Below are 23,865 nucleotides of genomic sequence, written 5' to 3' on the forward strand. Positions count from 1 at the left end.
GATGTGAGTTACGCAGAGGCTCCCTATGACCTTTCTGCCAGCCAATAATCTGCCCTATGTGGCACTAGAAAATTTCGCTATGTGATCCAATGCTTGCAAGTTGCAGTACGTCTCCAGTCACTCTGTAAATCAAAACCAGATCCGGCTTGATGTGGCAGTCCCTGAATCCTTGCCAGTTTCCAGTGAGCGGATGATCAACATTTTTTTCCTGGAGTGATTCGCCACGCTGAAGTTGGGAGATGATATTTCCCACTTCAAGGATGTCAGGGATGGCCAGTTTTGTGATTTTTTTAAAGTCTTTTTTGAATTGCGTTGAGTACTCAAGGGCAAGCATCGTTAACTTTTCCTTCAGTCAGCTCACTCAACAGAGTATTCACGGACTTACTCTTATGGCCTTTACCTTCCACAAGCTCCTGGATTGCAGCAGCTGTTGTTTCATTGGGTTGTGGGGCTTTGATCTCAAAGGGTATTCCACCGTAATTTATGACGGCACGTGCAAAGAGTTTCAGGGCTTGAGACGGGCTCAGGCCTACTTCATCGCAAATGCTGGTGAATGCGGTTTTTGTGTCATGATCAATGCGGGTGCTAAGCATTTCGCTTTTCATGTTGGTGACTCCATTTTGTGTTGCTATGTGTGACATCGTAGCACAAAATTGGTTTTCTCATCAGGTGATTTGATTTGGGTTGAGGAAGTATTTTTGTTCCAAACCCAACAAGTAAGTCGGGTTTGTATCACAAGCCAAGGGGTTGGGTTTCTATAAGCTGCTGAAAAATAATAATAAAAACTTTTATCTCAAATGGGTACGTTCCTTGCGTTCGTTTATGGGTAAAGCCGCTTGCCAGTGGCCACGTATAACGATGATGAGGAACCGACTATGAAACTGCCTGTTCTTGAGCCCGCTGCTTTCACCAGTGATGATGCGGTCAAGGAGTTACCCGAGGCAATCCGGGCCAAGGTCGCCAATCACCCCTGTTTTTCCGAGAAGGCTCACCATTATTTTGCCCGGATGCATGTTGCTGTGGCTCCCGCCTGCAATATCCAGTGCAACTACTGCAACCGCAAGTATGACTGCAGTAATGAATCCCGCCCTGGTGTGGTTTCCGAGGTTCTGTCGCCAGCTCAGGCAGTGCAAAAGGTCAAGGCCGTGGCGGCGGAGATCCCGCAGATGTCGGTGCTGGGTATTGCCGGACCGGGCGATCCTCTGGCCAACCCCGAGCGAACTTTTGATACCTTCCGTCGCCTGACTGAAGAAACCCCGGACATCAAACTCTGTGTATCCACCAATGGCCTGAACCTGCCGGATTCGGTGGAAGAACTCTGCAAGCACAATATTGATCACGTCACCATCACCATCAACTGCCTGGACCCCAAAATAGGGGCACGCATCTATCCCTGGATTTTCTGGAATCATCAACGCATCCGGGGTGTGGAAGCTGCGCGTATTCTGATTGAACAGCAGCAGAAAGGCCTGGAAATGCTGGTTGAGCGGGGTGTTCTGGTTAAGGTCAATTCTGTGTTGATCCCTGGAATCAATGACCAGCATCTCAAGGAAGTTTCCCGCGTGGTCAAGGAAAAGGGCGCTTTTCTGCACAATGTCATGCCCATTATTGCCGAGCCGCAACACGGCACTTATTTTGGTCTGACCGGGCAACGTGAACCTACGGCAGCCGAGTTGCAGGAACTTCAGGAAGCCTGTGCCGGGGACATGAACATGATGCGCCATTGCCGCCAGTGTCGCGCCGATGCCGTGGGCCTGCTGGGTGAAGACCGGGGGCAGGAATTCACTCTGGATAAAATTGCAGCGATGGAAATTGACTACCCGGCTGCCATGCACAAGCGTGCAGAGGTGCATAAGGAAATTCTGGAAAAACTGGATGCTGCAGACAAGCCTGCCGTATCGCTGCAAGTACCTGAATCCAGCCGCCCCGTACAGATGGCTGTGGCCACCAAAGGCCAGGGCCTGATCAATCAGCATTTTGGTCATGCCACCGAGTTTCTGGTTTATGAAGCTGGCCCGCTGGGGGTGCGTTTTGTTGGACATCGGCAGATTGAACGCCCCTATTGTGAGGGTGGAGCCAGCTGTGGTGAAGATGCCGAAAGCCTGATGATCAATATTGTCGAGCAACTGGAAGGCTGTGAAGTGCTTTTGTGTTCCAAGGTGGGCTTTGAACCCTGGAGTGCTCTGGAGGCCGCCGGTATTCAGCCCAATGGCGAGCATGCCCTGGAACCCATTGAAGAAGCCGTTTTGGCGGTTTATCAGCAAATGCAAACAAAAGGTCAGCTGAACCTGAATGCAGCCGACCTCCAGTCAGCCTAGGAGTGTGATCATGGCTTATGAAATCGTGTCTTCCTGCGTCAATTGCACAGCCTGCGAGAGTGTTTGCCCCAATGCAGCCATCAGTGCGGCGCAAAGCCAGTTTGTGATTGATTCGAGTCTTTGCACCGAATGTGTGGAAGCTTATGCCGACCCTCAGTGTGCCAGCATCTGCCCGATTGAAGGGGCGATCGTGGATGAATTGGGCGACCCTTTGAACCCACCGGGTTCGCTGACCGGGATTATTCCGTTGGTGGCGGCGTAATTTTTGGAGGTGAAGATGAATGCTCTGGTGCAACCCCCCAGAATTCAGGCTGTTTACAGCCAATGGGTCAGCCGTTCACTGGGTGAACTGAATGCCATTTATCTGGCGCGGATGCTGGCGGCCCAGGCGGCCGGTCATTCTGTACTCAGTGGCCGCTTGGGGCTGGATGAAATATCTTTCCAGAACCTGCTCAATCATTATTTTCCGACGGCCCGTTTTCCGGTCAGTGCTGCAGACCCGGCACCGGTTGCCCAACTGGATGAACAAGAGGCCATCGCCCGGCTTTTACTCAGCTACCGAGCAGCCAAGGAAGAAAGCGAAGTCTGGATAGCTAATATCATTGCGGCAGGCTGCGCCGGTGCAGAGCACCTCTGGTATGACCTGGGGCTCTGGAGCCGTGATGATCTTCAGGTCTTGATACGCCAGAACTTTCCCGAACTGGTCAGAAAAAACCATCTGGACATGAAATGGAAAAAATTTCTCTACCGCCAGCTTTGCCTGGAAACCGGAGTGACCCTCTGCCGCTCACCCAGTTGTGAAGCCTGCAGTGACTATGAAGAATGTTTTGGCCCGGAGTGACGTTATTGCCGCTCGATGAAGGAGATTGGTTTTTTTATGTCCTTTGATTCGTGGCATTACTTGATCAAATTTGCCGCCACGGGCGGCCAGTGCCTGATCCAGAGTTCTTACTTCTTCGGCGGCTGCCATTGCAGCAGCTCGTTCAGGTAGTCTTCACCGGCTTGTTCTTTTAAAGACCGCCGCTGTTCAGCGATGCGAGTATACTCCGCAGTGGCTTTTTCATCGGCCTGCTGCTTGCTGATCTGGCCTGCACCAGCCAAGACATCACGATCATTAAACTGTAAAAACTGATCCAGCTTTTCTTGCCAGTCTTTTAAAAACACCTGCTTGCGCCGCGATGCTTGATCTTCGGCAAAATCCAGCCACATGCTGACAATGCGGTTCAGCTCATTGATTTCCTGTTCGGTTAAATAATTCTTGGCGGTGGTGACATCGGTTTTGCGTACCTCAGCACCTTTGAAGGTATTCAGCCCCATATTGGGCTGACTGGCATCGGCGCGGGTGTAAATCAGTTCGGCAGCAGTCTGGCCGGAACAAGCATAATGCAACTTGTTCTGTATCACCTGAAAGAATTGCGTGGTTTCCTTGAATGAAGGCTCATAATCGGCAGCCAGGGCAAAGATTTCCCGCACCCGCAAATACATGCGCCGCTCACTGGCACGAATATCGCGGATACGCTCCAGCAACTCATCAAAATAATCCGGCACCACCGACTGCCCCACCGGTGGGTTTTTCAGGCGTTCGTCATCCATCACAAAGCCCTTGACCAGATACTCCTGGAGCGTCCGGGTGGCCCACTGGCGGAACTGGGTACCACGGGTTGAACGAACCCGGTAGCCAACGGCCAGCACGGCCTCCAGATTGTAGTGATCTATAGCGCGTGTTACCTGGCGATTGCCTTCTTGACGAACCATCCGGAATTTCCGGATGGTTGCGTTTTGAACAAGCTCACCCTCTTCATAGATGTTGCCAAGATGTTCATTGATTGTGCGAACGTCTTTGCCGTAGAGATCGGCCATTCCGGCTTGCGAGAGCCACAAGGTATCTGATTCAAACCGGCATTCAACTCGAGCACAGCCATCATCGGAGGTGAATAACACAAACTCGCCAGAGGGGGCATCCGGTAAATTATTGTCCGTCATGAGCTTCCCAAATCCAAAGTCTGTATGACTTTCTTGATAATCTTATATTTTGTACTGTATAGAATATCAGTACCTTCAGTAACCCGCAAACTTTGGCTGCTGCCAATAAAGCCTGACCTCAGGCTTTTGTCAGATGTCGAACAATCCTCCCTTTTTGTGTTTCAGCAACAACCTTTAAACCTCTTCAATAGCTGCCTCTGTATTTTGAAAACCTTTTAAAACAGTATATTAAGCTAATTTTTTTGCTTCCTTATTCATGGCACAGGCCTTGCGGTAATACCTGACAAGTCATGAAACAAGGGGAAGCCCATGCAAGCGAAAGAACTGGCTGTGTTGATGGATGAGCCGGCCTGCACTCATAACAGCAAAGCCAAGAGTGGTTGCGCCCCTGCCAAGCCGGGCGCTTCGGATGGTGGTTGTGCTTTTGATGGTGCCCAGATTGCCCTTTTGCCAATTGCTGACGTGGCTCATATCGTGCATGGCTCGATTGCCTGCGCGGGCAGTTCCTGGGATAACCGGGGAACCCGCTCTTCTGGCCCGCATCTTTATCGCATCGGCATGACGACCGACCTGAGTGAGCAGGATGTGATTATGGGGCGGGGGGAAAAGCGTCTCTTTCACAGTATTGATCAAGCCATTCAAACCTATTCACCTGCCGCTGTCTTTGTCTACAACACCTGTGTTCCTGCGCTGATCGGGGATGATTTTGAAGCTGTGTGTCGCGCTGCTGAAAAGCATTTTGGTCTGCCGGTGGTGCCCGTGGATTCTGCCGGTTTTTATGGCACCAAAAACCTGGGCAACCGCCTGGCCGGGGAAGCCATGTTCAAATATGTGATCGGTACGGCTGAGCCACAACCGGTAGCCGCTTCAGCACAGCGCCCCGGTATTCAGGTACACGACATCAATCTGATCGGGGAATACAACATTGCCGGAGAATTCTGGCAGGTGTTGCCCTTGCTGGATGAACTGGGGCTGAGAATTTTGGGCACCCTGTCCGGGGATGCGCGTTTCCACCAGATACAAACCATGCATCGTGCTCAGGCCAATATGGTGGTCTGTGCCAAGGCGATGCTGAATGTGGCGCGCAAGATGCAGGACAAGTATGGCATTCCCTGGTTTGAAGGCAGTTTTTACGGGGTTCAGGACACTTCTGATGCCTTGCGCAGTTTTGCTCTTCTGCTGAAGGATTCCAGCCTGACCCTGCGTACTGAAGACTTGATTGCCCGCGAGGAAGCCCGAATCAATGAATTACTGGAACCCTGGCGTAAGCGGCTGAGAGGAAAACGGGTGCTGCTGTATACCGGTGGCGTGAAATCCTGGTCGATTGTATCTGCTTTGCAGGATCTGGGCATGACTGTGGTGGCGACCGGAACCAAAAAATCCACCGAGGAAGACAAGGCGCGTATCCGTGAAATCATGGGTGAGGACGCGAAAATGCTGAATGAGGGCAGTCCCCGTGCCTTGCTGGATACCATCGAAGAATATCAGGCCGACCTACTGATTGCCGGGGGCCGCAACATGTATACAGCCCTGAAGGCACGCATTCCGTTTCTGGATATCAATCAGGAAAGAGAATTTGGCTATGCCGGTTATGACGGCATGTTGGAGCTGGCCAGGCAGCTTTGCCTGACTCTGGAATCCCCCATCTGGGAGGAGCTGCGTCAACCGCCTCCCTGGCAAACAGCAGGAGGTGCGTAGCATGGCTGAGGTGATCAAGAGCAACAAGCCCATGGCGGTAAATCCCCTGAAAGTCAGTCAGCCGGTGGGGGCCATTTTGGCTTTTCTGGGGATCAACAAGTCCCTGCCCATGCTGCATGGCTCCCAGGGTTGCAGTGCCTTTGCCAAGGTGTTTTTTGTGCGTCATTTCCGTGAGCCCATCCCTCTGCAAACCACCGCCATGGATCAGACCACCACCGTGATGGGAGCCGATGACAATGTCTTCAAGGGGCTGGAAACCGTCATAGAAAAACGCCAGCCGGATTTGATTGGTCTGCCCACCACCGGCCTTTCCGAGACTCAGGGCAGTGATGTCCAGGGTCTGGTCAAGCGTTTCTATCATCAACACCCCGATATCAGCACACCCATTATCCCGGTCGTTGCCCCTGATTACAGCGGCGGTCTGGAAACCGGCTATGCCCTAGCTGTGGAGGCGTTACTGACGCATCTGGTGCCCGAAGACACCAACCAGGTGGGTCTGAAGCCGCAACAAATCAATGTTCTGGCCCCGTCCATGCTGACCGGGGCGGATCTGGAATACCTGCGTGAACTGCTGGAAAGCTTTGGCCTGCAGCCCGTCATCCTGCCGGATCTGAGCGATTCCCTGGATGGTCATCTGATGGATGAGGATTTCATTCCGGTCACCACCGGCGGAACTCCCGTGCAAGCTTTTGCAGGTCTGGGGCAGGCCGCTCATACCCTGGTGATTGGTCGCTCACTGCACAAGGCTGCGGATATTTTAAAGGCTCGAACCGGCGTTCCTGATGTGCGTTTGGACAGTCTGATGGGCTTGCAAGCCATGGATCAGTTGATCCTGGCCCTGCAGAAGATGACGGGTCGAGCTGTACCTGCGCGAGTGGAGCGTCAACGCAGTCAGCTTCAGGATGCCCAGTTGGACAGTCATTTCATGCTGGGTTTTTCGCGTTTTGCCATCGCTGCAGATCCTGACTTGTTGTTTGCATTCAGCAAGTTGATTGCTGAGATAGGTGGCGAACTGGTGGCCGCAGTGAGTCCTCACAAAGCGGACATTCTGGCGGAAGTGAGTGCTGAGCAGGTCGTGATTGGTGACCTGGAAGATTTAGAAGTTCTGGCTGAAGAAAAACAGGCTCAGGTGATCATCAGTAATTCTCATGCGGCGCAAACAGCCCTGCGTTTGGATCTTCCCCTGGTGAGGGCTGGTTGGCCGATTTATGACCGCCTGGGTGCTCAGCATCAACTCTGGATTGGTTATCCAGGCAGCCGCAATACCCTCCTGGTTCTGGCCAATCAGCTTCTGGAACAGAGTCCCGAGCATGAAATTCCTGCCCGGATTTCCATTTATGCACAAACGGATCAGACAAGTGAGGCAGCTTATGCGGCACTTAAAACTGGTTAGTCAAAAAAACCTGGCTGAACCCCACCCTCAATTGAAAGTGGCCTTTGCCAGCAGTGACCGAAAAACGGTCAATCAACATTTTGGAGCTGCTCAGGCTTTTGTGATTTATGACATCAGCCGCAAAAGTTTCCAGTTGGCCGAAGTGGTCGAGTTTTCTGGTCAGGAAACGGCCCGTGACGGTCAGGAAGATAAGCTGGAATCAAAAATAAAACTGCTGGAAGCCTGTGCTGCGGTTTACTGCACCGCTGTTGGTGCTTCGGCCATTCGCCAGTTACTGGCGGTCAATATCCAGCCTCTCAAGGTTGAGGAACAGGTGGATATTGAAACCCAGTTAAAAGAGCTGTTGAGCCTCTGGAACAGTAAGCCGCCGACCTGGTTACAGCGCTCATTGCGGCAATTGCAGAAACCGGCAGCAGAAGAACGCTTTGCCGAAATGGCCAGTGAAGGCTGGGTACAAGAGGAGTGGTCGTCATGATACGCACTGAAGGTGAAATTGTTCGTGATCAGCAAGGCCAACTGGTGATGCAAGCCACCTGTCAGGATTCCTGCAAATCCTGTGGAGTCAACAAGGTTTGTGGTGGTAGCAAACGCAGTCTGCTTTTGAATTTGAGTTCGCAGCAACAAAAAGTTTATCAGGAAGGCCAGCAACTGCATGTGGACGTTGCCGAAGAAGAATTGCTGCGTCTGACCCTTCTGGCCTACATCCTACCCTGCCTTTTGCTGGTGGTATTTGCCCTCCTGGCTTCACCGCTGGGTGACCTGGCAACGGCCCTGGGAGGCATTGCCGGTCTCTCGCTGGGTGTTCTTATCAGCAGTTGGAGGGCACGTCGTCATCCACCCCAGGTGCAATTGATTCCCTTGAATACGGAGCAAACCCATGACTGAAACCACTGAAAAACCAGCCTTGCCGGATAACCCCTTTATTGCCGAAATGCTGCGGCAGACCCGTGCCTTTGACAGCTATGGCGTTAATGAAGACCTGAACCAGTTCGAAATCATGCAGCCCTATGTGGTCACCAAAGAGCAGCGTCGGGATATGCCGATCATCGGCGACCCGGATGAAGAACTGATTGCCCGACTCAAGGCTTACTACAGCGCTCTGGCGATGCGTATTGAAGCCGGTTGCGGAAAAATGGCCACACCCATGTTCAATATCAGCCATGAAGGCTTTGGTCGGGTGATTATCAGTGTCGGCAAGCTGATCGTGCTGGATCGCTCCTTGAGAGATGTGCACCGCTTTGGCTTTCCCAGCCTGGATAAAATGTGCGAAGAAGCAGACAAGTTGATCACTGCCGCCCTGAAGCTGGTGGAAACCTACCCGGATGCTGCAGAAGCCTGATTTATAAAGATAGTGATGAGGAGAACCCCATGACCCCTGAAGAGTTGAAAAAGCTCGATAAGGAAGTGCGTAAAGCCAAGCGCAGGGCCAGTGAAGCGGCCATGGAATTACATGACCTGGTTGAGGATGCTCTGCCGGGTGCCTATGAACAGTTGCCGGGCATCGCTGAAACCACCTATGCGGCCTGTAAAGCCTGGGATGAAGCCCGCCGGGAACTGGAAAAAGCCCAGGAGGAGACAGCCTGATGAGTCATTTGACCGGATTGACCCGTGGTGGTGAGGAGTGGACACCGACCTTCATTACCGCTTTGAATGAAGAAACCTGCATCGGTTGTGGTCGCTGCTTTAAAGTCTGTCCCAGAAATGTCTTTGATCTGGAAGAGCGTGAACCCGACGACGATGATGATGAAGATGATGTAATGAGCGTGATGGTGATAGCCGATGCCAGTGACTGCATCGGCTGTGCCTCCTGCGCGCGGGTATGTCCGAAAAACTGCCATACCCATGAGCCGCTGGCCGCTTAAGATTTGAGTGGGTGTAAGTAGCCTCTTGAGCCGGGAAATCCCGGCTCTTTTTTTGGCTTCCTAGGCCTGCTGAACGCTAGGTTCGTAAGCCGTCATATTGCTGGCCGTAAAGTTGCTGAAGAAGTTATTGGCCGCTTCTTCCTCTTCAGGAGGATATTGATAAAGAGGTTGTTCATCTTCTGCATCCTCTTCTTCTGACTCGTTAGCCACAAACGGACTGTCTTCCTTGTCTTCTTTGGAAGCAAAGGCAGTAACGAACTCACTGGTCTTCTCACTGGCCTTGGGTTCTTGCTCGGGCTTCTCCTCTTTCTCTTCCTTGGCAGCAAAGGAGTAGGGAATCTCTTTGGTGCTGGCCTCGGGATCTTTCAGGAGGGCCAGTACAGCCTTGTCCGTGGTGTTGGCCATACCCATGGCAGCCGTTGAAGTCTGGTTCAGCAATTGTTCCTGAGCTTTGGCTGCGACCTCCTGGGCTGAAACGGAGTTCTCAATCCGTTGGGAGCCTTGTTCCAGAGCCTGCGAATAGGTGCCATTGCCCGCCATGATGGAACCCAGCTTGCTGATTCCGGCTTCCAGGTCATTACGCATACCCTGGATAAAGTCAGTGGCTTCCCGGGTTTTCTGGACAAGATTTTGAGCTGCCTCTGAACTGGATAGCTGAACCGGCTGGCTGGCAGTCAGATCACTGGTCAGGATGTTTTTAAGCAGGTTGTCTTCAGTACCGGAAGTGGTGGTATCCCCGTTGGTGGTGTCAGTGCCGCTGCCGGTATTGCTGCCATTATCTGTGGTGGTTTCACCGGAGTCAGTTGTGTCGGTAGAGCTTCCAGTGTCTGAGGTTTCATCCTGGGAAGATTCAGTATCACCACCACTTGTACCACCATCCGTAGGCTCAGTGGTTGTGTCAGGATTCGGCGAAGCGGTCTGCTCGACATTTTCCACATTCAGTGAGGTGTAATCCGGAGTGTAAATACCAAAATTCTGGAAGTTGCCCTTGGGGGTGGGTTCTTCCAGGTAATTGTAGCCCTGATTTTTTTGATCCTTACCATTACGGTTGAAAGTAACAGCCAGTTGTTCGTCACCCAGGGTTACATTAACAGGGCTGCCATTGCGCCATTCATCTTTATGGGAATACGTGGAGTCAACGGAAGCAAGAACCCGTTCACCGTCCTCATTGGTGGTTACATCAAAGGAAACCTTGAAGCTGTATTCAACTTGCTTGCCATTGATGTCAAAAGTTTCGGAAATATACTGATGGTTGGTTTCGCCAACAGTGGCCCCTTCCAGATCCAGACGGCTGGCCAGCTCATCCGTTGGCGTGATATTTTTCCCTTGTTTTTCAATCATCTGGTTCCAGAAACTGCTCATGGCCTCAGCGGTTTCAGCACCCACCACCAGTTCACCATTGTCATTGACTTCCCAACCAAAGGTGGCGGCAATCTCTTCATTGGTGGTGATTTCCGAGACGCTGGTCACCGTTTGGGTATCGCCGCTGGTCGTACCGTTGCCGGTATCGCCAGTTGAAGTGTCTCCGGTGGATGTATCTCCAGCCGAAGTATCCGTGTCCTCATTCGGGGAAGTGGTGGTATCCGTGGAGCTGTCATCATCAGCATCAGTCGTGCTGGTATTGGTTTCAGTCGTACCGGAGCTGGTGTCCGTACTGCTTTCGTTGGTCGAGCTGGTGTCGGAAGAAGATGAGGAAGTATTTGTGGAAGAGGAGCTGCTGGAAGAGGTGGTACTGGACTCCAGGCGCCCCAGTATACCTTGTTCAAAGCCTAGAGAGAGACGGCTGATTTCCTGGGAGTGAGGGCCAACCTGAAAACTGGTGCTGGCGGCATCCTGACTCAGCAGTTGCTGCCCCTTGTAGTCAGTGGTTTCTGTGATGCGCTGGATATCCTGCAATAAGGAATTGGCTTCTTTTTGCAGGCTCTCTCTGTCCTTCTGGGAGTAACGCGGGTCGGAGGCAGTTTCAGCCAGTTGGCCCAGGCGTTCCAGATTCTTTTGAATCTGATCCAGGCCACTGTCCGCCTTGTGCAGCATCGACAGGCCATCGCCCATGTTGCGTCTGGCTGCACCCAGGCTGCGAATGTTTTGCTGGAAGCCATCTTTGCCATGAAAATCAACCGGAGAAGGTCGGGAAGAATCACGCAACCCGGAAGCCAGTCGTTGCAGAATGCTGGTTTCCTCTTTCTGCTTGAACGGGCTGCGGATTGAATTCTGGTGATCTCTGTTACCGGTTACAGATTGAATAATGGTTGATGTTAGCTCAGGGTTTGAGTCCAGCGACATTTTTGATCCCTCATCTGCGCAATAATTATTAATTTTGTAATCAGCAAGTAGGAAGATGTTAACCCTTATTCAAATGTGGTTAAAGGTGGTTAATAAATCTTTTTTTGATGAAGAGCAACTAAACCGCAAATAATGTGCGGCTTTGCCAAGAGCCTCCTTGTATCAAACCTGACAAAACTCTCCGGGCGTACTTTTCTGAACAAGCATTCAGGCTTTTAAGACAATTAAAGTTGATCTTAATCAGTGGCTTATAGATTGCGTTTGTTTGGCACACCCCTTGCGATCTTCAGGGCAGAGCAACAGTTTCTGTTGCCTTTCAACTGTTTTCTGGAGGTTCTTCATGGTCACTTTGACTCCGAGCGCGCAACAAGCCATCGGCCGTTTTATCCAGCAGGCCGGGGTGGCTGTTGCCGGTTTGCGCATTTCCGTTTCCGATGGCGGCTGTTCCGGCCACAAATACGCCATGCAATTGGAGACTCAGGCTGCACCTGGTGATCAACAACTGAACTTGGGTGATGTCACCCTGCTGGTGGATGCCGAAAGTGCCCCGCTGCTGGAAGGCTGTACGGTGGATTTTGTCGAGAGCCTGGAAGAAAGCGGCTTCAAGTTTGAAAACCCCAATGCCAAGGCTGCCTGCAACTGCGGCAAGTCTTTTGCAGCCTGAGGAGGGTAGCGATCATGTGGAATTATTCCGAGAAGGTTCAGGAGCATTTCTTCAACCCACGCAATGCCGGTGAGCTGGAGGAAGCCAATGGCATTGGTGATGTCGGTTCTCTGTCCTGCGGCGATGCCTTGCGCCTGATGCTGAAAGTGGATGAAAAGACGGACACCATACTGGAGGCTCGTTTCCAGACGTTTGGTTGTGGTTCAGCCATAGCCTCTTCGTCCGCCCTGACAGAAATCATCAAGGGCAAAACGCTGGATGAAGCCCTGCAGGTCAGTAATCAGGAGATCGCTGATTATCTGGATGGTCTGCCCCCGGAAAAAATGCATTGTTCGGTGATGGGCCGTGAAGCCCTGCAGGCTGCCATTGCCAATTATCGCGGCGAAGAATGGCATGACGATCATGAAGAGGGTGCGCTGGTGTGCAAGTGCTTTGCCATTGATGAAGTCATGATTGAAGACACCATTCGTGCCAATAACCTCAGCAGCGTGGAAGAAGTCACCAACTACACCAAGGCAGGTGGCGGTTGCTCCGCCTGCCATGAAGGGATTGAAGAAATTCTCGGCAAGGTGCTGGCTGAGCGGGGTGAGGTTTTCAGTGCCGGAGGTGCTACCCAGGTGGCGGCGGATGCCGAAGCGGCTCTGACCCAGATAGAAATGCCGGAACTGCCCGCTGAAGCTGCACCTGCAGCCAGTGGCCCCAAACTCACCAACCTGCAGCGTATTCGCAAGATCGAAGAAGTGATCGAGCGGGCGCGTCCAGCCCTGCAGCGTGACCGCGGTGATATTGAGCTTTTGGATGTCGATGGCCGCAAGGTTTACGTCAAGCTGACCGGAGCCTGCAGTGGTTGCCAGATGGCCAGCATGACTCTGACCGGCATTCAGCAGCAGATGATGGAAGAGCTGAAAGAATTTGTACAACTGGTGCCTGTCAGTAAAGCACCGGCCAGTATGGGAGCCTGAACCATGGATACTATTTATTTGGACAACAACGCCACCACCCAGGTTGACCCTGCTGTTGTCGAAGCCCTGCTGCCTTATTTGACCGAGCAGTTTGGCAACCCCTCTTCCCTGCACAGCTATGGCAACCGGGTGGGCCTGGCCCTGAAAACAGCCCGCCAGCAGGTTCAGTCCCTGCTGGGTGCCGAACATGACAGTGAAATCGTCTTTACTTCCTGCGGGACGGAAAGCGATTCCACGGCCATTCTTTCGGCTTTGAAAGCCCAGCCTGATCGCCGTGAAATCATCACCACCGTGGTTGAACATCCAGCGGTGCTGGCGCTGTGTGAATACCTGGAAAAAGATGGCTACACGGTTCATTACCTGAAGGTGGACGGCAAGGGGCGGCTGGATCTGGAGGAGTATCTAAGCCTGCTCAGTGATCAAGTGGCTATCGTCAGTGTGATGTGGGCCAACAATGAAACCGGTACGATTTTCCCGGTTGAGCAGATGGCGGAAATGGCCTGGGAAGCCGGGGTCATGTTTCATACCGATGCGGTTCAGGCGGTAGGTAAAATCCCCATGAACCTGAAAAACACCAAAATCGATCTCTTGAGTCTTTCCGGCCATAAATTACACGCCCCCAAGGGCATCGGGGTGCTTTACCTGCGTCGTGGAACCCGCTTTCGCCCCTTGCTGCGCGGGGGGCACCAGGAACGCGGCCGTCGTGCCGGAACCGAGAACTCGGCTTCCATTGTTGCTCTGGGCAAGGCTGCGGAAATGGCTGAAGCTGCGCTTGAGTATGAAAACACCCAGGTTAAATATTTGCGAGACAAGCTGGAGCAGGGAATCCTGTCTCGCGTCAACTATGCCTTTGCCACGGGTGATGTGGAAAACCGCTTGCCCAATACCAGTGATATTGCCTTTGAGTATATTGAAGGTGAATCCATTCTGCTGCTGCTCAATAAGTTCGGCATAGCAGCATCCAGTGGTTCGGCCTGCACCTCCGGTTCCCTGGAGCCTTCCCATGTGATGCGGGCCATGGGACTGCCCTATACAGCGGCCCATGGCACGGTGCGCTTTTCTCTGTCGCGCTACACCACGGAAGCAGAAATTGACCGGGTGATTGAGGTTGTTCCCGGCATCATAGAACAACTGCGCAAGCTGTCGCCCTACTGGAAGGAAGGTGCTCCGGTTGCAGAAGCCTTTGATCCGGCCTATGCCTGAGGTGATGGCCATGCAGAGATCCATCGTCATAGATGACACCACCCTGAGAGATGGTGAGCAGACCGCCGGTGTGGCCTTTTCCCTGGAAGAGAAATGCGCCATTGCCCAGCAACTGGATGCGCTGGGCGTGCCCGAACTGGAAGTCGGGATTCCGCCCATGGGTGAAGTGGAAAGAGAGGATATCCGCAGCCTAGCCAGCCTGGGACTGAAGGCTGATCTGGTGGCTTGGTGCCGAATGCATCCGGCGGACATCCAGGCCAGCAAGGGTCTGCCCATTCAACTGCTGGATCTCTCCATCGCCTCTTCGGATCTGCACATCGAGCGTAAGCTGGGTAAAAGCCGTGACTGGGTTCTGGAGCAGATCACAAATCTGGTTCCGCTGGCGCTGGATCAGGGTTTTCGGGTGATTCTGGGTTGCGAGGATGCTTCACGTGCTGATCCTGATTTTCTGCTGCAACTGGCCGAAACCGCCCAACGGGCGGGCGCCAGTCGTCTGAGGTTTGCCGATACCCTGGGCATCATGGAGCCTTTTGGGGTGTATGAGTGCCTGTCACGGCTGGCTGCGAATATGGACCTGGAGCTGGAAATGCACGCCCATGATGACCTGGGTTTGGCTACGGCCAACAGTCTGGCTGCTGCGCGTGCCGGAGCCACTCACATCAATACTACGGTGAATGGTTTGGGTGAACGCGCCGGAAATGCCGCTCTGGAAGAAGTGGTACTGGGGTTGCGTCAGCTTTATGGCCTGGAAACCGGCATCAGCCTGCATGCTTTCCCGGAATTATCACAACTGGTTGCCGAAGCGTCCGGGCGTCCGGTCAGTTGGCAGAAAAGTCTGGTGGGTGAGGGGGTGTTCACTCACGAAGCCGGTATTCATGTTGATGGCTTGCTCAAGGACCCCCTGACCTATCAAGGCGTGGACCCGGCTCTACTGGGGCGCAGTCATCAACTGGTGCTGGGTAAACACTCCGGCAGCAAGGCCGTACAGGCTTCCTTTGCACGTCTGGGCGTTGCTATCACCCCCCAGCAGGCCAGTGATCTTTTGCCTTCCATTCGTCAGTGGATGAGTGCTCACAAGCAACCTCTGGCCGATGGTCAGCTACTGACCTTTTATCAACAACTGCAAGCTCCCGGCCTTCAGGCCAAGGCTTGCTGAAATCTCTGGAGACTGCCATGACCAGCAACGAATTACTTTATCTGGATGAGGAGCAGGAAGAAGCTCTGGAGGAGCTGGAAAGCGCTGAAGACTTTCTGAGCTTCTTTGGCGTGGATTATGATCCCAGCATCGTTCAGGTCAACCGTCTGCATATTCTGCAACGTTTTCACAACTATCTGGCTCAACAACAGACTGGCTTGCCGACCACTTCGGAAGCCCGCTTTGCCTTTTATCAGCACCTGCTGACTCAAGCTTATCAAAGCTTTGTGGGCTCTTCGGCCCAGCAGGAAAAGGTATTGAAAATTTTCAAAAGAGGCCAGCCGGGCAGTGGTTTTGTCTCTCTGGGATCCATTGGAGGTGCCTGATGCAACCGATTTTTGACTATGGCGATGAAGTGCGCGTTACCCGAAATCTGCGCAATGATGGCAGCTTTCCCGGCAAGGACAAGGGCGATCTTTTGATCCGCCGCGGGCAGGTGGGCCATGTACGCAATATCGGCACCTTTCTGCAGGATCAGATTATTTATACCGTGCACTTCATTGAGGAAGACCTGCAGGTGGGCTGTCGTGAAGAAGAGCTGCTGGCCGCCAGTGCCCCCTGGGTGCCCAGCCGTTTTGAAAACCGCGATAAGGTGATTTCCCGTCTGGGTTTGTCACTGCGCGGTGAGGTGGTGGTGGAACCCGGTGGTGAAGGAGAAATCCTCAAGGTGTATCGGGATGATCCTGCCGGGGTTTACTACCATGTTCTCTTTCCCGGCCATGTGCTGGCCGTTCCTGAAAGCGCTTTGTTAAGCCCTGAAGAAGAGGGGCAGGTGGTGGATCATGTCTCTTGATACTCAGGCCATTCACCGTTATCAGTTGCTGAAGATTGCTCAGGCCCGTTTCAACAAGAAGCTGGCAGAGCTTTCCATTGCTGAATTGGAAAAGGCAACCGCTCAGGCCAAACGCCAGTATCAACTGGAAGAAAAGGTACTGGCAGCCCCGGAAAGCCAACAGGTTTATCTGCCTGCGGCAACCCTGGAAGATGCCTGGTTGCGAGTCAAGGAACGTTATGAACACCCCGCTGATTTTGACCGTGCGCTGGATAACCTGCAAATGACCCGCAAAGCCTATAAGGCTTGCCTGAAGCGTGAGCTTTTGATTGAGGCGATCCTGGACAAGGTAGCCAGCAAGGCGGGTGAGGTCAGTGATGAAGAGGCCCTGGAGTTTTATCATCGCAACCCGGATAAATTTTCCTTGCCGGAAAAGCGTCAGACCCGCCACCTGCTGATTACAGTTGAAGAGGCTCTGGGCTCTGCCGGGGAATTGCAGGCCTTGCGGCAGATGGATGAAATTCTTGCTCAACTTGAAGAAGATGGCAGCAATTTCGGTAAGCTGGCGCTGCAGTATTCACAATGCCCGACGGCCGTGGAAGGCGGACAACTGGGCAAGGTGCCGCCGGGCCTTCTCTATGATGAACTGGATCGTGCGCTGTTTCGCATGCCCGCAGGCCATATCAGCCAACCTCTGCGCTCACCCCTGGGCTATCATCTGATTTTCTGCGAAAAGGTCTACCCTGCTGAGTTTTCCAGTTTTCTTCAGGCCAGAGAGAAAATTGTCGAGTTTATTGCTGATACAAGGCGCAGTAAGGTGCAGAAGCAATGGATCCAGCAGCTTTAAGTAACCTGCTGTTCTCTTTGCAATTTCGCCAATCGCCAGATGGTATAGGCATTGGTCACCAGGATCAGCCCCTCAGCCAGGCTGCCACCGAAAGAGCCAATCAGCAGATTATTCAGCAGCCAGCAGAAAGCAGCCATACCCAGAAGAATGCGCAGGGGTATCCCGCGTAGCATAAACATACCCACTGTGCCCAGGGTGGCGGCCATAAGAGGCAGGAGATCGATCCAGCTTTGCCAGGTCAGAGCCGCAGCCATAAAATTGGCCAGCAGCAACAAGCTCATCAGCAGTCGGTTGCCCTGATGACGCCTGGCCAGCAGAATTCTGACAATCACCAGTAGTGTCAGGGCTGCTGCCGTCCAACTCTGGAAAAAGACAAACTGCAGGGCAAAGGCCACATTGGCAGAAATCAGTAGAACCAGCAGGCGGTCATCCTGCTTGCTGGCAAAGCCAGCCATGCAGAAAGCAAGGGCAACCAATCCGGCCAATTGACCGGCAATCCAGGTAAGAGTCATCTGGAAAGGGTAAACAAATAGGTTTGACCCTGCCAGGTTTCAGTAGTCAAAGCTTTCACTTGCGAGCCTTTTTTGCAGCCAGTATTTCGCTGTAAATGAGTTTGATGTTTTCAGCAAAAACAGGGATGGAGTTCTGGCTGGCTGTTTTCAGGGCGTTTTCTGCCAGCTCGGCTCTTTTGCCTTCATTCTCGATTATTTCCTGAACTTTTTCCTGCCAAAGATCCAGACGTTCCGGGGTTTTGTAGCCATTGTAATCCTCCTGGACGACATCATCGATGCCGCTGGAGCGTACGGCCACCACGGGCAAACCGGCAGCCATGGCTTCCAGAATGACCATGCCCTGGGTTTCCGACTTGGAGGCAAAAACAAAGAGATCGGCCAGTTGGTACCAACTGCTCATTTGTTCCGGAGGAACAGCGCCGACCAGGGTGAAGCAGTCATGCAGTTGCAGTTCATCCAGGCGTTTTTGCAAACGCTGGCGCTGGTGACCATCGCCGAGCATCAACAAGCGAAAAGGCACCTGACATTGCTGTTTGAGCTGGGCCACAGCATCTATCATGAAGTCGATGTTTTTTTCGTTGGACAGGCGGGAAACGCTGATCAGTAGGCGTTCTTCACCCAGACCCAGCTGTTCTCTGATTTGGGCAATTTCTTCTTCGTTCCTTTGCTGGAAGCCGGCGTAATCTATGCCGGTGGGTTGCACATAAGTGGGTTTTTTGACCCCGATCATGCGCAGGTACTCTTCCGTGGAGTAGGTGGGCACAATGATGGCATCGCACTTGTTGGCAAAGCGGCGAATCAGGGCATGTGAAATCAGGTTACGAAACAGCAGGCCAGGCAGAGGCACGAAATGTGCATAGTGTTCCAGCCGGGTGTGGTAGGTATAAACCGCGGGAACCTTGAGACGGCGGGCAATGAAAAGGCCCAGAGAACCCAGCCAGAAAGGATGGTGCAGGTGAATGATGTCGGGGACAAAAGCTTTGAGCCGTTTGAAAATTCGCGGCAGGAAAATATTGGCCAGGCGGAATTCACTTTTGGACCCCATCTTGAACAGAGAGGGAATTCGCAGCACATGGGGTTCCTGCTCCGGCTGATCACGATAACGCGGAGCGACCACCAGAACGCTGTTTCCGGCTTCCTGTAGGCCTTTTTTCAGGCGCTGGATGGACAGGGGTACGCCCCCGATGAAGGGCAGATAATTGTTGGTGAACATGGCCACCCGCAGAGGCTTTTTCAGCCAGGGGGTGGGGTCCAGGTCATAATTGGGATAATAATTCCGATCACGGAATACCAGGTTATAGAGTTTTATGGTCACAAGAATAAAAACACTGACCAGCAGTATAAAGTTCAGGTAGCTGACGTAAAAGAGTGAGTAGACAAAAAACCAGAGACTTTCCAGAGTCTTAAAAAATGGGTGTTGGCCCGTATCCAGCTTTTCCACACGGGTGGTCACCTGCCCAGCCTTCACTTCCACTAACAGGAAATGATAGAAGTCATCTTTCAGCAACAGGCCTCCGGCTCCCCCGGTAGCAATAAACTGGCTGTTGCCCAGTTGATGCTGGGCATAACCCCGTTTCTGGGTGGAAAAAACCCAATTGATATCCTGGTTTTTAATACTTTTCAGCAATTGCTGACGAAATGCCTCAGGCTGCAGAGCATCAATACTGTCTGCCAGAAAACCTTCATCTTCAACCCGCACTGGGTGGCCGGTAAACAGAAAGTGTTCTGTGGTTTCGTCCTGGCGAAGCAGATCCTGCAACCAGCGCAGTTGCCAGCGCCAGGGAGTCTTGCCGGTGGTGTCCAGAAAGGTGAAGCGTTTGTCGGCCAGGCGGAAGCTGAAATAGTGGGGGCCAAAGTGTTCATAAAAACGATAGCTGCCAAAGTCTTCCTGTTCCTGTTCACCAAAAGTCAGTAGGTAGGGAATTTCCAATGCCTGCAAACTGCCATAAAGGGCTTGATACTTGTCCTCTCCACCACCACTGACGGCATTGCCTGCAGAAATCAGAAAGTCGGCACCACTGGCATTGATGCGCGGTATCAACTGTTTTTCAAAGATGCCAATGGAGTTATTGATGTTGCCCACCACGGCAAAAGTAAAATCTTCCCGGCCCTGTAAACGGCTTTCAATGCGATCCAGCTGAACCTGATGTTCGGCTTTAAAATCCGGTAAAAAGTAGTTGAGATAGGCTTTATAACCCAGAAGGCCGATCACCAGCAGCAGGTTGCTGTAAAACAGGATTTTCAGAGGTCGGCGATATTTCATGGTGCAGGTTTCCAGCGCTGAATAAGATCTTTTTGTAAAACCCCCAAGCCAATCAACATGCCCAGATAAATGGTCAGAAAGCGCCAGGCCAGAATGACCAAAAGCAGATGACCACCGGAAACCAGGCCACTGAAAAAGCTGCCGAAAACACCTTCGGAAATCCCCGAAGCGCCGGGTGTGGGGGCGAAATACATAATAAAGGTAGTGACCACCAGAAGTCCCAGACTGGTCAGGTAGTCTACCTCATAATCCAGAAAATAGAGCAAGAGCGCGGGGAAGCTGAAAAGGCTGAGCAGAAACAGGGCTGTGAAAAAAATCGACAGGCCAATCCACAGGGGAGAGCCTTTCAGATAGGTTTGGAAACTGAAAGCAAACCGCAGCATTTCCCTGCGCAGCTTGAATTGCCATATCCGTTTGCGCTGGGGAGTAATCAGGGTGAAGTTCTGCAATAGCCACAACAAACCATCCAGGGGCGGGATAAGCCAGTGGCTGCGCAGGAGCAACAGAGTGAAAAAGCCCAGATAGAGAAAGATGAAAAAAGCCAGGGTCTGCCCCAGATCACTGATCAGGTTTTCACCCTGCAGGGCCGGTAAGAAGAGCAGGAAGAAAGGGGCCAGGCCAAAGATGAAAAAAACGGCCAGCAGGGTTCTCAGCGTGGTGGCTGCCGTGGCTCGCCCCAGGGGAACGCCCTGTTTTTGTAAATACCAGATTTGCGCAAAACCACCCCCGGTGGCCAGGGGAGTGACGTTGGAAAAAAACAGGTTGATGAACACCAGTTTAGACAGGGCCTGGAGGCTGATGCTGTAGCCCAGAGCCTTGAGAGTGAAGTACAGCCGCAGACCATCGGAGACAAAATAAACCAGCAGCAGCCCCAGAGCAGAAATCAGGGCCAGAGGCTCCAGCAGACGCCAATCAAAGCTCAGGGTGCGATCGGCAAAGGAGGCATAGACCAGATAAAGACCTGCTGCAGTCAGGCCGATGAAGATCAGCGAGAACAACAGCAGGCGCCCGGTGGAAAGCTGGGTCGTCTGGTTTGGTTGGGGCTGGTCGCTCATCTAGTCGGCTTCCAGCTCCATCCAGCGCTGCATCTTCTGTTCCAGATCCTGTTGAAGTTTTTCCATCTGCTGAACAGTCGTTGCCACCTTATCAGACTCCTGCTGGTAGAAGTCCGGGTTACTGATGGTGGTTTCCAGTTCAGCAATCTGACTTTCCAGGGCTTCAATTTCACCGGGAAGCAATTCCAGTTCGCGCTGCAGCTTGTAGCTGAGTTTGCGGGCCGGTTTTTTTTCTTCCAGTCCTGGGGCTTCGTGGGTGGCGGCCACCTTACCGGCCGTCTTCAAGCGTGCCGGAGATTTCTCGGGGGTTGGAAAACGCCCACCCTGGCGAATCCAGTCCTGATAACCACCGACATATTCGCGCACCAGACCCTGGTCTTCAAAAGCCAGAATGCCGGTGACCACACTATCCAGAAAGGTTCGATCGTGGCTGACCAGCAATAGGGTGCCCTCGTAGTTGAGCAGCAGCTCTTCCAGCAGCTCCAGGGTTTCCAGATCCAGGTCATTGGTGGGTTCGTCCATCACCAGCAGATTGGCGGGCTTGGCAAACAGCTTGGCCAGCAGCAAGCGGTTTTGTTCACCACCGGATAAGGCACTGACCGGCTGGCGGGCACGCTCCGGGGTGAACAGGAAATCCTGCAGGTAACCCATGACGTGCTTGTCACGACCGTTGATGGTGACACTGGTACGGCCTTCGGCCAGATTGTCGAGCAGGTTTTTGGAAGGGTCGAGCTGGCCGCGCAGTTGATCAAAGTAGGCGACTTCCAGCTTGGTGCCGCGTTTGACTTCACCTTCCTGGGGTTCCAGATCACCCAGCAACATTTTCAACAGGGTGGTTTTACCGGCACCGTTCCGGCCCAGCAGGCCGATTTTGTCACCGCGTTGAATGCGGGTGGTCAGGTTGCTGACAATGGGAACTCCGTCATAGCTGAAGCTGGCATTTTTCAGCTCCACCACCAGCTTGCCGGACTGGTCGGCGGTTTCCAGTTGGATATCCGCCTTGCCCTGGCGCTTCAGACGCTCGGATCTCTGCTTGCGCAGTTCCTTCAAGGCGCGAACGCGGCCTTCATTGCGGGTACGGCGGGCCTTGATGCCCTGGCGAATCCAGACTTCTTCCTGGGCAAGTTTCTTGTCAAAAGCGGCCTGATGGCGAGCTTCCACTTCCAGCTGGTGGGCCTTGAAATCCAGAAAATCCAGATAACGACCTTCCCAGCTGGTGATTTCACCCATATCCAGCTCCAGCATGCGGGTGGCGATATTCTGCATGAAGGTTCGATCGTGGGTAATCAGCAGTACGGCACCGGGGAAACTTTTGATTTGTTCTTCCAGCCATTGGATGGTTTCAATATCCAGATGGTTGGTGGGTTCGTCCAGTAGCAACAGATCCGGCTCACTGACCAGAGCCTGAGCCAGAGCTACCCTGCGTCGCCAGCCACCGGAAAGAGAAGACATTTTTGTTTCTCCTTCCAGGTGCAGGCGCTTCAGAAGCTGTTCCACGCGTTGGCTGAGTGCCCAGCCGTTGCAGGCATCCAGCTCATGTTGCAACTCATCCATGCGCTTGAGATCCACCTGATCCGGAGGCAGGTGGGTGATGTGATGGAATTCTTCCAGCAGGCGTCCGGCTTCAGCCAGACCTTCGGCGACGACTTCAAAAACATCTCGGTCATCAGCAGCGGGTAAGACCTGAGGCAGAGTGCCGATTTTAAGGCTGGGCTTGCGCCACAGGCTGCCACCGTCTGGCTGGATTTCACCGGCCACCAGTTTCAGCAGGGAGGATTTGCCGGCACCATTGCGGCCCAGCAAAGCAACCCGCTCACCTTCTTCGAGGATGAGCGTGGCGTCGTTGAGCAGGGGAGTGTGGCTGTAGGCTAGGTGCAGATTTTCAAAACGTAATAGGGTCATTGGGGAGCGGGTAATCCTGCTTTTTCTCGAACCCGACGTTCTACCAGCTCGGCCAGTAGTTTGGGTTGGAATTTGGAAAGAAAGTCGTCACAGCCGACTTTTTGTACCATGGCCTTGTTAAAGTTACCGGACATGGAGGTATGCAGTACGACAAAGGTGTCGGTCAGGCGCTTGTCTTCACGCACAGCCGTGGTCAGGCTGTAGCCGTCCATCTCAGGCATTTCGGCATCGGTGATCAGCATCAGCAGCTTGTTGGGTACATCTTCACCGGCATCGGCCCAGGCTTGCAGTTGTTGCAGGCCTTTTTTGCCATTGGTGGCCGTGTGCAGAATGATACCCAGAGGTTCCAGAGTCTGGCGTACCTGGGTAATAGCCGTGGGGGAGTCATCCACCATCAGAATTTCCATGCCCTGGGCGGCATTAACAATTTCTTCTTCCAACTGGGAAGGATCCAGAGCAATGCTGTAGGGATTAATTTCAGCCAGGACTTTTTCGACATCAATGATTTCAATGATCCGGTCTTCCATACGGGTGATGGCGGTCAGGTAATGCTGGCGCCCACTGGTGCGGGGCGGCGGCATGATGTCTTCCCAGTTGAGGTTGACGATGCGTTCGACACTCCCGACCAGAAAAGCCTGTACCGTGGAGTTGTATTCGGTGACGATCAGGTTGCTTTCCGGGGTTGGTTCCAGGGGGGGCATGCCCACGGCCTGGGCCAGGTTGATGACTGAAACGGCCTGGCCACGCAGATGCGCAACACCGACAACATGGGGGTGGTGGCCGGGGAGGCTGGTCAGTTTGGGCAGGCGCAGTACTTCCTGAACTTTGAACACATTAATGGCAAAAAGCTGGTTGGTGTGCAGCTTGAACATCAGTAGTTCCAGCCGGTTGGCACCTACCAGGCGCGTTCTTGAGTCAACACTGTCTAAAACCCCAGCCATGGGCAATTCCTC

26 protein-coding genes are annotated in these 23,865 nt (G+C 53.0%); 17 read left to right on the forward strand and 9 right to left on the reverse strand.

Annotated features, from left to right (window positions below; translation table 11 throughout):
* Nucleotides 1-64 precede the first annotated feature (64 nt).
* Nucleotides 65-334 carry a type II toxin-antitoxin system YafQ family toxin gene (locus LG323_RS14420; RefSeq protein WP_404417645.1) on the reverse strand — a complete coding sequence of 90 codons (270 nt, stop codon included), beginning with the start codon at nt 332-334 and terminating at the stop codon, nt 65-67.
* Entirely contained in the window at nt 321-605 is a 285-nt protein-coding gene (locus LG323_RS14425; RefSeq protein ID WP_404417648.1) for a type II toxin-antitoxin system RelB/DinJ family antitoxin, read from the reverse strand. The genes LG323_RS14420 and LG323_RS14425 overlap by 14 nt, the downstream gene beginning before the upstream one ends.
* 270 nt (nt 606-875) lie before the next feature.
* On the opposite strand from LG323_RS14425, the gene nifB reads away from it, so the two are divergent.
* Genes nifB through LG323_RS14440 form a run of 3 tightly spaced genes read left to right on the forward strand, consistent with a single transcriptional unit; the run spans nt 876 to nt 3,159 of the window.
* Nucleotides 876-2,318, forward strand: coding sequence for a nitrogenase cofactor biosynthesis protein NifB (gene nifB, locus LG323_RS14430; protein ID WP_404417651.1), 1,443 nt, complete (start codon nt 876-878; stop codon nt 2,316-2,318).
* Nucleotides 2,319-2,328: 10 nt separating this feature from the next.
* Nucleotides 2,329-2,580: a 4Fe-4S binding protein gene (locus LG323_RS14435; RefSeq protein ID WP_310695478.1), complete on the forward strand. Its 252-nt coding sequence runs from the start codon at nt 2,329-2,331 to the stop codon at nt 2,578-2,580.
* Nucleotides 2,581-2,595: 15 nt separating this feature from the next.
* The gene (locus LG323_RS14440; protein ID WP_404417654.1) at nt 2,596-3,159 is read left to right on the forward strand and encodes a nitrogen fixation protein NifQ; all 564 of its coding nucleotides are present in this window, start codon (nt 2,596-2,598) and stop codon (nt 3,157-3,159) included.
* 107 nt (nt 3,160-3,266) lie between these two features.
* Here the strand turns inward: LG323_RS14440 and LG323_RS14445 are convergent, their stop codons facing one another.
* Nucleotides 3,267-4,301 (reverse strand): virulence RhuM family protein, encoded by a 1,035-nt coding sequence (locus tag LG323_RS14445; RefSeq protein WP_404417656.1) that lies wholly within the window; start codon nt 4,299-4,301, stop codon nt 3,267-3,269.
* Nucleotides 4,302-4,610: 309 nt separating this feature from the next.
* Between LG323_RS14445 and nifE the strand changes: the two genes are divergently transcribed.
* The 7 genes from nifE to fdxB are packed head-to-tail and all read left to right on the forward strand — an operon-like array spanning nt 4,611 to nt 9,254.
* Entirely contained in the window at nt 4,611-5,999 is a 1,389-nt protein-coding gene (gene nifE, locus LG323_RS14450) for a nitrogenase iron-molybdenum cofactor biosynthesis protein NifE (protein ID WP_404417659.1), read from the forward strand.
* Between the two features lies 1 nt (nt 6,000).
* Nucleotides 6,001-7,392, forward strand: coding sequence for a nitrogenase iron-molybdenum cofactor biosynthesis protein NifN (nifN, locus tag LG323_RS14455; RefSeq protein WP_404417662.1), 1,392 nt, complete (start codon nt 6,001-6,003; stop codon nt 7,390-7,392).
* A complete protein-coding gene (locus LG323_RS14460; RefSeq protein ID WP_404417665.1) occupies nt 7,370-7,867 on the forward strand; it encodes a NifB/NifX family molybdenum-iron cluster-binding protein in 498 nt (165 codons plus the stop codon). The genes nifN and LG323_RS14460 overlap by 23 nt, the downstream gene beginning before the upstream one ends.
* Complete coding sequence (locus LG323_RS14465; protein ID WP_404417667.1) at nt 7,864-8,277, forward strand: SoxR reducing system RseC family protein; 414 nt, start codon at nt 7,864-7,866, stop codon at nt 8,275-8,277. Before LG323_RS14460 ends, LG323_RS14465 begins: the two co-directional genes overlap by 4 nt.
* A complete protein-coding gene (locus tag LG323_RS14470; RefSeq protein WP_404417670.1) occupies nt 8,270-8,731 on the forward strand; it encodes a NifX-associated nitrogen fixation protein in 462 nt (153 codons plus the stop codon). The genes LG323_RS14465 and LG323_RS14470 overlap by 8 nt, the downstream gene beginning before the upstream one ends.
* Before the next feature lie 29 nt (nt 8,732-8,760).
* Nucleotides 8,761-8,976, forward strand: a complete 216-nt coding sequence (locus tag LG323_RS14475) for a CCE_0567 family metalloprotein (RefSeq protein WP_404417673.1) — start codon at nt 8,761-8,763, stop codon at nt 8,974-8,976.
* A complete protein-coding gene (fdxB, locus tag LG323_RS14480) occupies nt 8,976-9,254 on the forward strand; it encodes a ferredoxin III, nif-specific (RefSeq protein ID WP_404417676.1) in 279 nt (92 codons plus the stop codon). The genes LG323_RS14475 and fdxB overlap by 1 nt, the downstream gene beginning before the upstream one ends.
* A gap of 60 nt (nt 9,255-9,314) precedes the next feature.
* Here fdxB and LG323_RS14485 read toward each other — a convergent pair whose 3' ends face one another.
* Nucleotides 9,315-11,537, reverse strand: coding sequence for a flagellin (locus LG323_RS14485; RefSeq protein WP_404417679.1), 2,223 nt, complete (start codon nt 11,535-11,537; stop codon nt 9,315-9,317).
* Nucleotides 11,538-11,877: 340 nt separating this feature from the next.
* Here LG323_RS14485 and LG323_RS14490 point away from each other — a divergent pair, with 340 nt between their 5' ends.
* Genes LG323_RS14490 through nifM form a run of 7 tightly spaced genes read left to right on the forward strand, consistent with a single transcriptional unit; the run spans nt 11,878 to nt 17,180 of the window.
* Nucleotides 11,878-12,201, forward strand: a complete 324-nt coding sequence (locus LG323_RS14490; RefSeq protein ID WP_310695488.1) for an iron-sulfur cluster assembly accessory protein — start codon at nt 11,878-11,880, stop codon at nt 12,199-12,201.
* Nucleotides 12,202-12,215: 14 nt separating this feature from the next.
* Complete coding sequence (gene nifU, locus LG323_RS14495) at nt 12,216-13,163, forward strand: Fe-S cluster assembly protein NifU (protein ID WP_404417682.1); 948 nt, start codon at nt 12,216-12,218, stop codon at nt 13,161-13,163.
* A gap of 3 nt (nt 13,164-13,166) precedes the next feature.
* Entirely contained in the window at nt 13,167-14,366 is a 1,200-nt protein-coding gene (gene nifS, locus LG323_RS14500; protein ID WP_404417685.1) for a cysteine desulfurase NifS, read from the forward strand.
* Nucleotides 14,367-14,376: 10 nt separating this feature from the next.
* Nucleotides 14,377-15,522, forward strand: a complete 1,146-nt coding sequence (gene nifV, locus LG323_RS14505) for a homocitrate synthase (RefSeq protein ID WP_404417688.1) — start codon at nt 14,377-14,379, stop codon at nt 15,520-15,522.
* 17 nt (nt 15,523-15,539) lie between these two features.
* Complete coding sequence (nifW, locus tag LG323_RS14510) at nt 15,540-15,887, forward strand: nitrogenase-stabilizing/protective protein NifW (protein WP_404417691.1); 348 nt, start codon at nt 15,540-15,542, stop codon at nt 15,885-15,887.
* The gene (locus tag LG323_RS14515; RefSeq protein ID WP_404417694.1) at nt 15,887-16,354 is read left to right on the forward strand and encodes a nitrogen fixation protein NifZ; all 468 of its coding nucleotides are present in this window, start codon (nt 15,887-15,889) and stop codon (nt 16,352-16,354) included. The genes nifW and LG323_RS14515 overlap by 1 nt, the downstream gene beginning before the upstream one ends.
* Nucleotides 16,344-17,180 carry a nitrogen fixation protein NifM gene (nifM, locus tag LG323_RS14520; RefSeq protein ID WP_404417697.1) on the forward strand — a complete coding sequence of 279 codons (837 nt, stop codon included), beginning with the start codon at nt 16,344-16,346 and terminating at the stop codon, nt 17,178-17,180. Before LG323_RS14515 ends, nifM begins: the two co-directional genes overlap by 11 nt.
* Here nifM and LG323_RS14525 read toward each other — a convergent pair.
* From LG323_RS14525 to LG323_RS14545, 5 genes are read right to left on the reverse strand one after another with little or no spacing between them, the layout of a single operon-like run.
* Nucleotides 17,177-17,692, reverse strand: coding sequence for a YgjV family protein (locus LG323_RS14525; protein WP_404417700.1), 516 nt, complete (start codon nt 17,690-17,692; stop codon nt 17,177-17,179). The genes nifM and LG323_RS14525 overlap by 4 nt on opposite strands.
* Before the next feature lie 55 nt (nt 17,693-17,747).
* Nucleotides 17,748-19,955 carry a glycosyltransferase gene (locus LG323_RS14530; RefSeq protein ID WP_404417703.1) on the reverse strand — a complete coding sequence of 736 codons (2,208 nt, stop codon included), beginning with the start codon at nt 19,953-19,955 and terminating at the stop codon, nt 17,748-17,750.
* The gene (locus LG323_RS14535; protein WP_404417706.1) at nt 19,952-21,010 is read right to left on the reverse strand and encodes a YbhN family protein; all 1,059 of its coding nucleotides are present in this window, start codon (nt 21,008-21,010) and stop codon (nt 19,952-19,954) included. The genes LG323_RS14530 and LG323_RS14535 overlap by 4 nt, the downstream gene beginning before the upstream one ends.
* Nucleotides 21,011-22,912: an ATP-binding cassette domain-containing protein gene (locus LG323_RS14540; RefSeq protein ID WP_404417709.1), complete on the reverse strand. Its 1,902-nt coding sequence runs from the start codon at nt 22,910-22,912 to the stop codon at nt 21,011-21,013.
* A complete protein-coding gene (locus LG323_RS14545; RefSeq protein ID WP_404417712.1) occupies nt 22,909-23,853 on the reverse strand; it encodes a chemotaxis protein CheV in 945 nt (314 codons plus the stop codon). Before LG323_RS14545 ends, LG323_RS14540 begins: the two co-directional genes overlap by 4 nt.
* Nucleotides 23,854-23,865 lie beyond the last annotated feature (12 nt).

It is taken from the genome of Marinospirillum sp. (genome assembly GCF_044810985.1).
Lineage (GTDB): Bacteria > Pseudomonadota > Gammaproteobacteria > Pseudomonadales > Halomonadaceae > Marinospirillum.

What these genes read in the sequence shown, in the direction of transcription:
- LG323_RS14420 (WP_404417645.1), bottom strand. Translation starts at nt 334, where the DNA reads ATGCTTGCCCTTGAGTACTCAACGCAATTCAAAAAAGACTTTAAAAAA.
- LG323_RS14425 (WP_404417648.1), bottom strand. Translation starts at nt 605, where the DNA reads ATGAAAAGCGAAATGCTTAGCACCCGCATTGATCATGACACAAAAACC.
- nifB (WP_404417651.1), top strand. Translation starts at nt 876, where the DNA reads ATGAAACTGCCTGTTCTTGAGCCCGCTGCTTTCACCAGTGATGATGCG.
- LG323_RS14435 (WP_310695478.1), top strand. Translation starts at nt 2,329, where the DNA reads ATGGCTTATGAAATCGTGTCTTCCTGCGTCAATTGCACAGCCTGCGAG.
- LG323_RS14440 (WP_404417654.1), top strand. Translation starts at nt 2,596, where the DNA reads ATGAATGCTCTGGTGCAACCCCCCAGAATTCAGGCTGTTTACAGCCAA.
- LG323_RS14445 (WP_404417656.1), bottom strand. Translation starts at nt 4,301, where the DNA reads ATGACGGACAATAATTTACCGGATGCCCCCTCTGGCGAGTTTGTGTTA.
- nifE (WP_404417659.1), top strand. Translation starts at nt 4,611, where the DNA reads ATGCAAGCGAAAGAACTGGCTGTGTTGATGGATGAGCCGGCCTGCACT.
- nifN (WP_404417662.1), top strand. Translation starts at nt 6,001, where the DNA reads ATGGCTGAGGTGATCAAGAGCAACAAGCCCATGGCGGTAAATCCCCTG.
- LG323_RS14460 (WP_404417665.1), top strand. Translation starts at nt 7,370, where the DNA reads ATGCGGCACTTAAAACTGGTTAGTCAAAAAAACCTGGCTGAACCCCAC.
- LG323_RS14465 (WP_404417667.1), top strand. Translation starts at nt 7,864, where the DNA reads ATGATACGCACTGAAGGTGAAATTGTTCGTGATCAGCAAGGCCAACTG.
- LG323_RS14470 (WP_404417670.1), top strand. Translation starts at nt 8,270, where the DNA reads ATGACTGAAACCACTGAAAAACCAGCCTTGCCGGATAACCCCTTTATT.
- LG323_RS14475 (WP_404417673.1), top strand. Translation starts at nt 8,761, where the DNA reads ATGACCCCTGAAGAGTTGAAAAAGCTCGATAAGGAAGTGCGTAAAGCC.
- fdxB (WP_404417676.1), top strand. Translation starts at nt 8,976, where the DNA reads ATGAGTCATTTGACCGGATTGACCCGTGGTGGTGAGGAGTGGACACCG.
- LG323_RS14485 (WP_404417679.1), bottom strand. Translation starts at nt 11,537, where the DNA reads ATGTCGCTGGACTCAAACCCTGAGCTAACATCAACCATTATTCAATCT.
- LG323_RS14490 (WP_310695488.1), top strand. Translation starts at nt 11,878, where the DNA reads ATGGTCACTTTGACTCCGAGCGCGCAACAAGCCATCGGCCGTTTTATC.
- nifU (WP_404417682.1), top strand. Translation starts at nt 12,216, where the DNA reads ATGTGGAATTATTCCGAGAAGGTTCAGGAGCATTTCTTCAACCCACGC.
- nifS (WP_404417685.1), top strand. Translation starts at nt 13,167, where the DNA reads ATGGATACTATTTATTTGGACAACAACGCCACCACCCAGGTTGACCCT.
- nifV (WP_404417688.1), top strand. Translation starts at nt 14,377, where the DNA reads ATGCAGAGATCCATCGTCATAGATGACACCACCCTGAGAGATGGTGAG.
- nifW (WP_404417691.1), top strand. Translation starts at nt 15,540, where the DNA reads ATGACCAGCAACGAATTACTTTATCTGGATGAGGAGCAGGAAGAAGCT.
- LG323_RS14515 (WP_404417694.1), top strand. Translation starts at nt 15,887, where the DNA reads ATGCAACCGATTTTTGACTATGGCGATGAAGTGCGCGTTACCCGAAAT.
- nifM (WP_404417697.1), top strand. Translation starts at nt 16,344, where the DNA reads ATGTCTCTTGATACTCAGGCCATTCACCGTTATCAGTTGCTGAAGATT.
- LG323_RS14525 (WP_404417700.1), bottom strand. Translation starts at nt 17,692, where the DNA reads ATGACTCTTACCTGGATTGCCGGTCAATTGGCCGGATTGGTTGCCCTT.
- LG323_RS14530 (WP_404417703.1), bottom strand. Translation starts at nt 19,955, where the DNA reads ATGAAATATCGCCGACCTCTGAAAATCCTGTTTTACAGCAACCTGCTG.
- LG323_RS14535 (WP_404417706.1), bottom strand. Translation starts at nt 21,010, where the DNA reads ATGAGCGACCAGCCCCAACCAAACCAGACGACCCAGCTTTCCACCGGG.
- LG323_RS14540 (WP_404417709.1), bottom strand. Translation starts at nt 22,912, where the DNA reads ATGACCCTATTACGTTTTGAAAATCTGCACCTAGCCTACAGCCACACT.
- LG323_RS14545 (WP_404417712.1), bottom strand. Translation starts at nt 23,853, where the DNA reads ATGGCTGGGGTTTTAGACAGTGTTGACTCAAGAACGCGCCTGGTAGGT.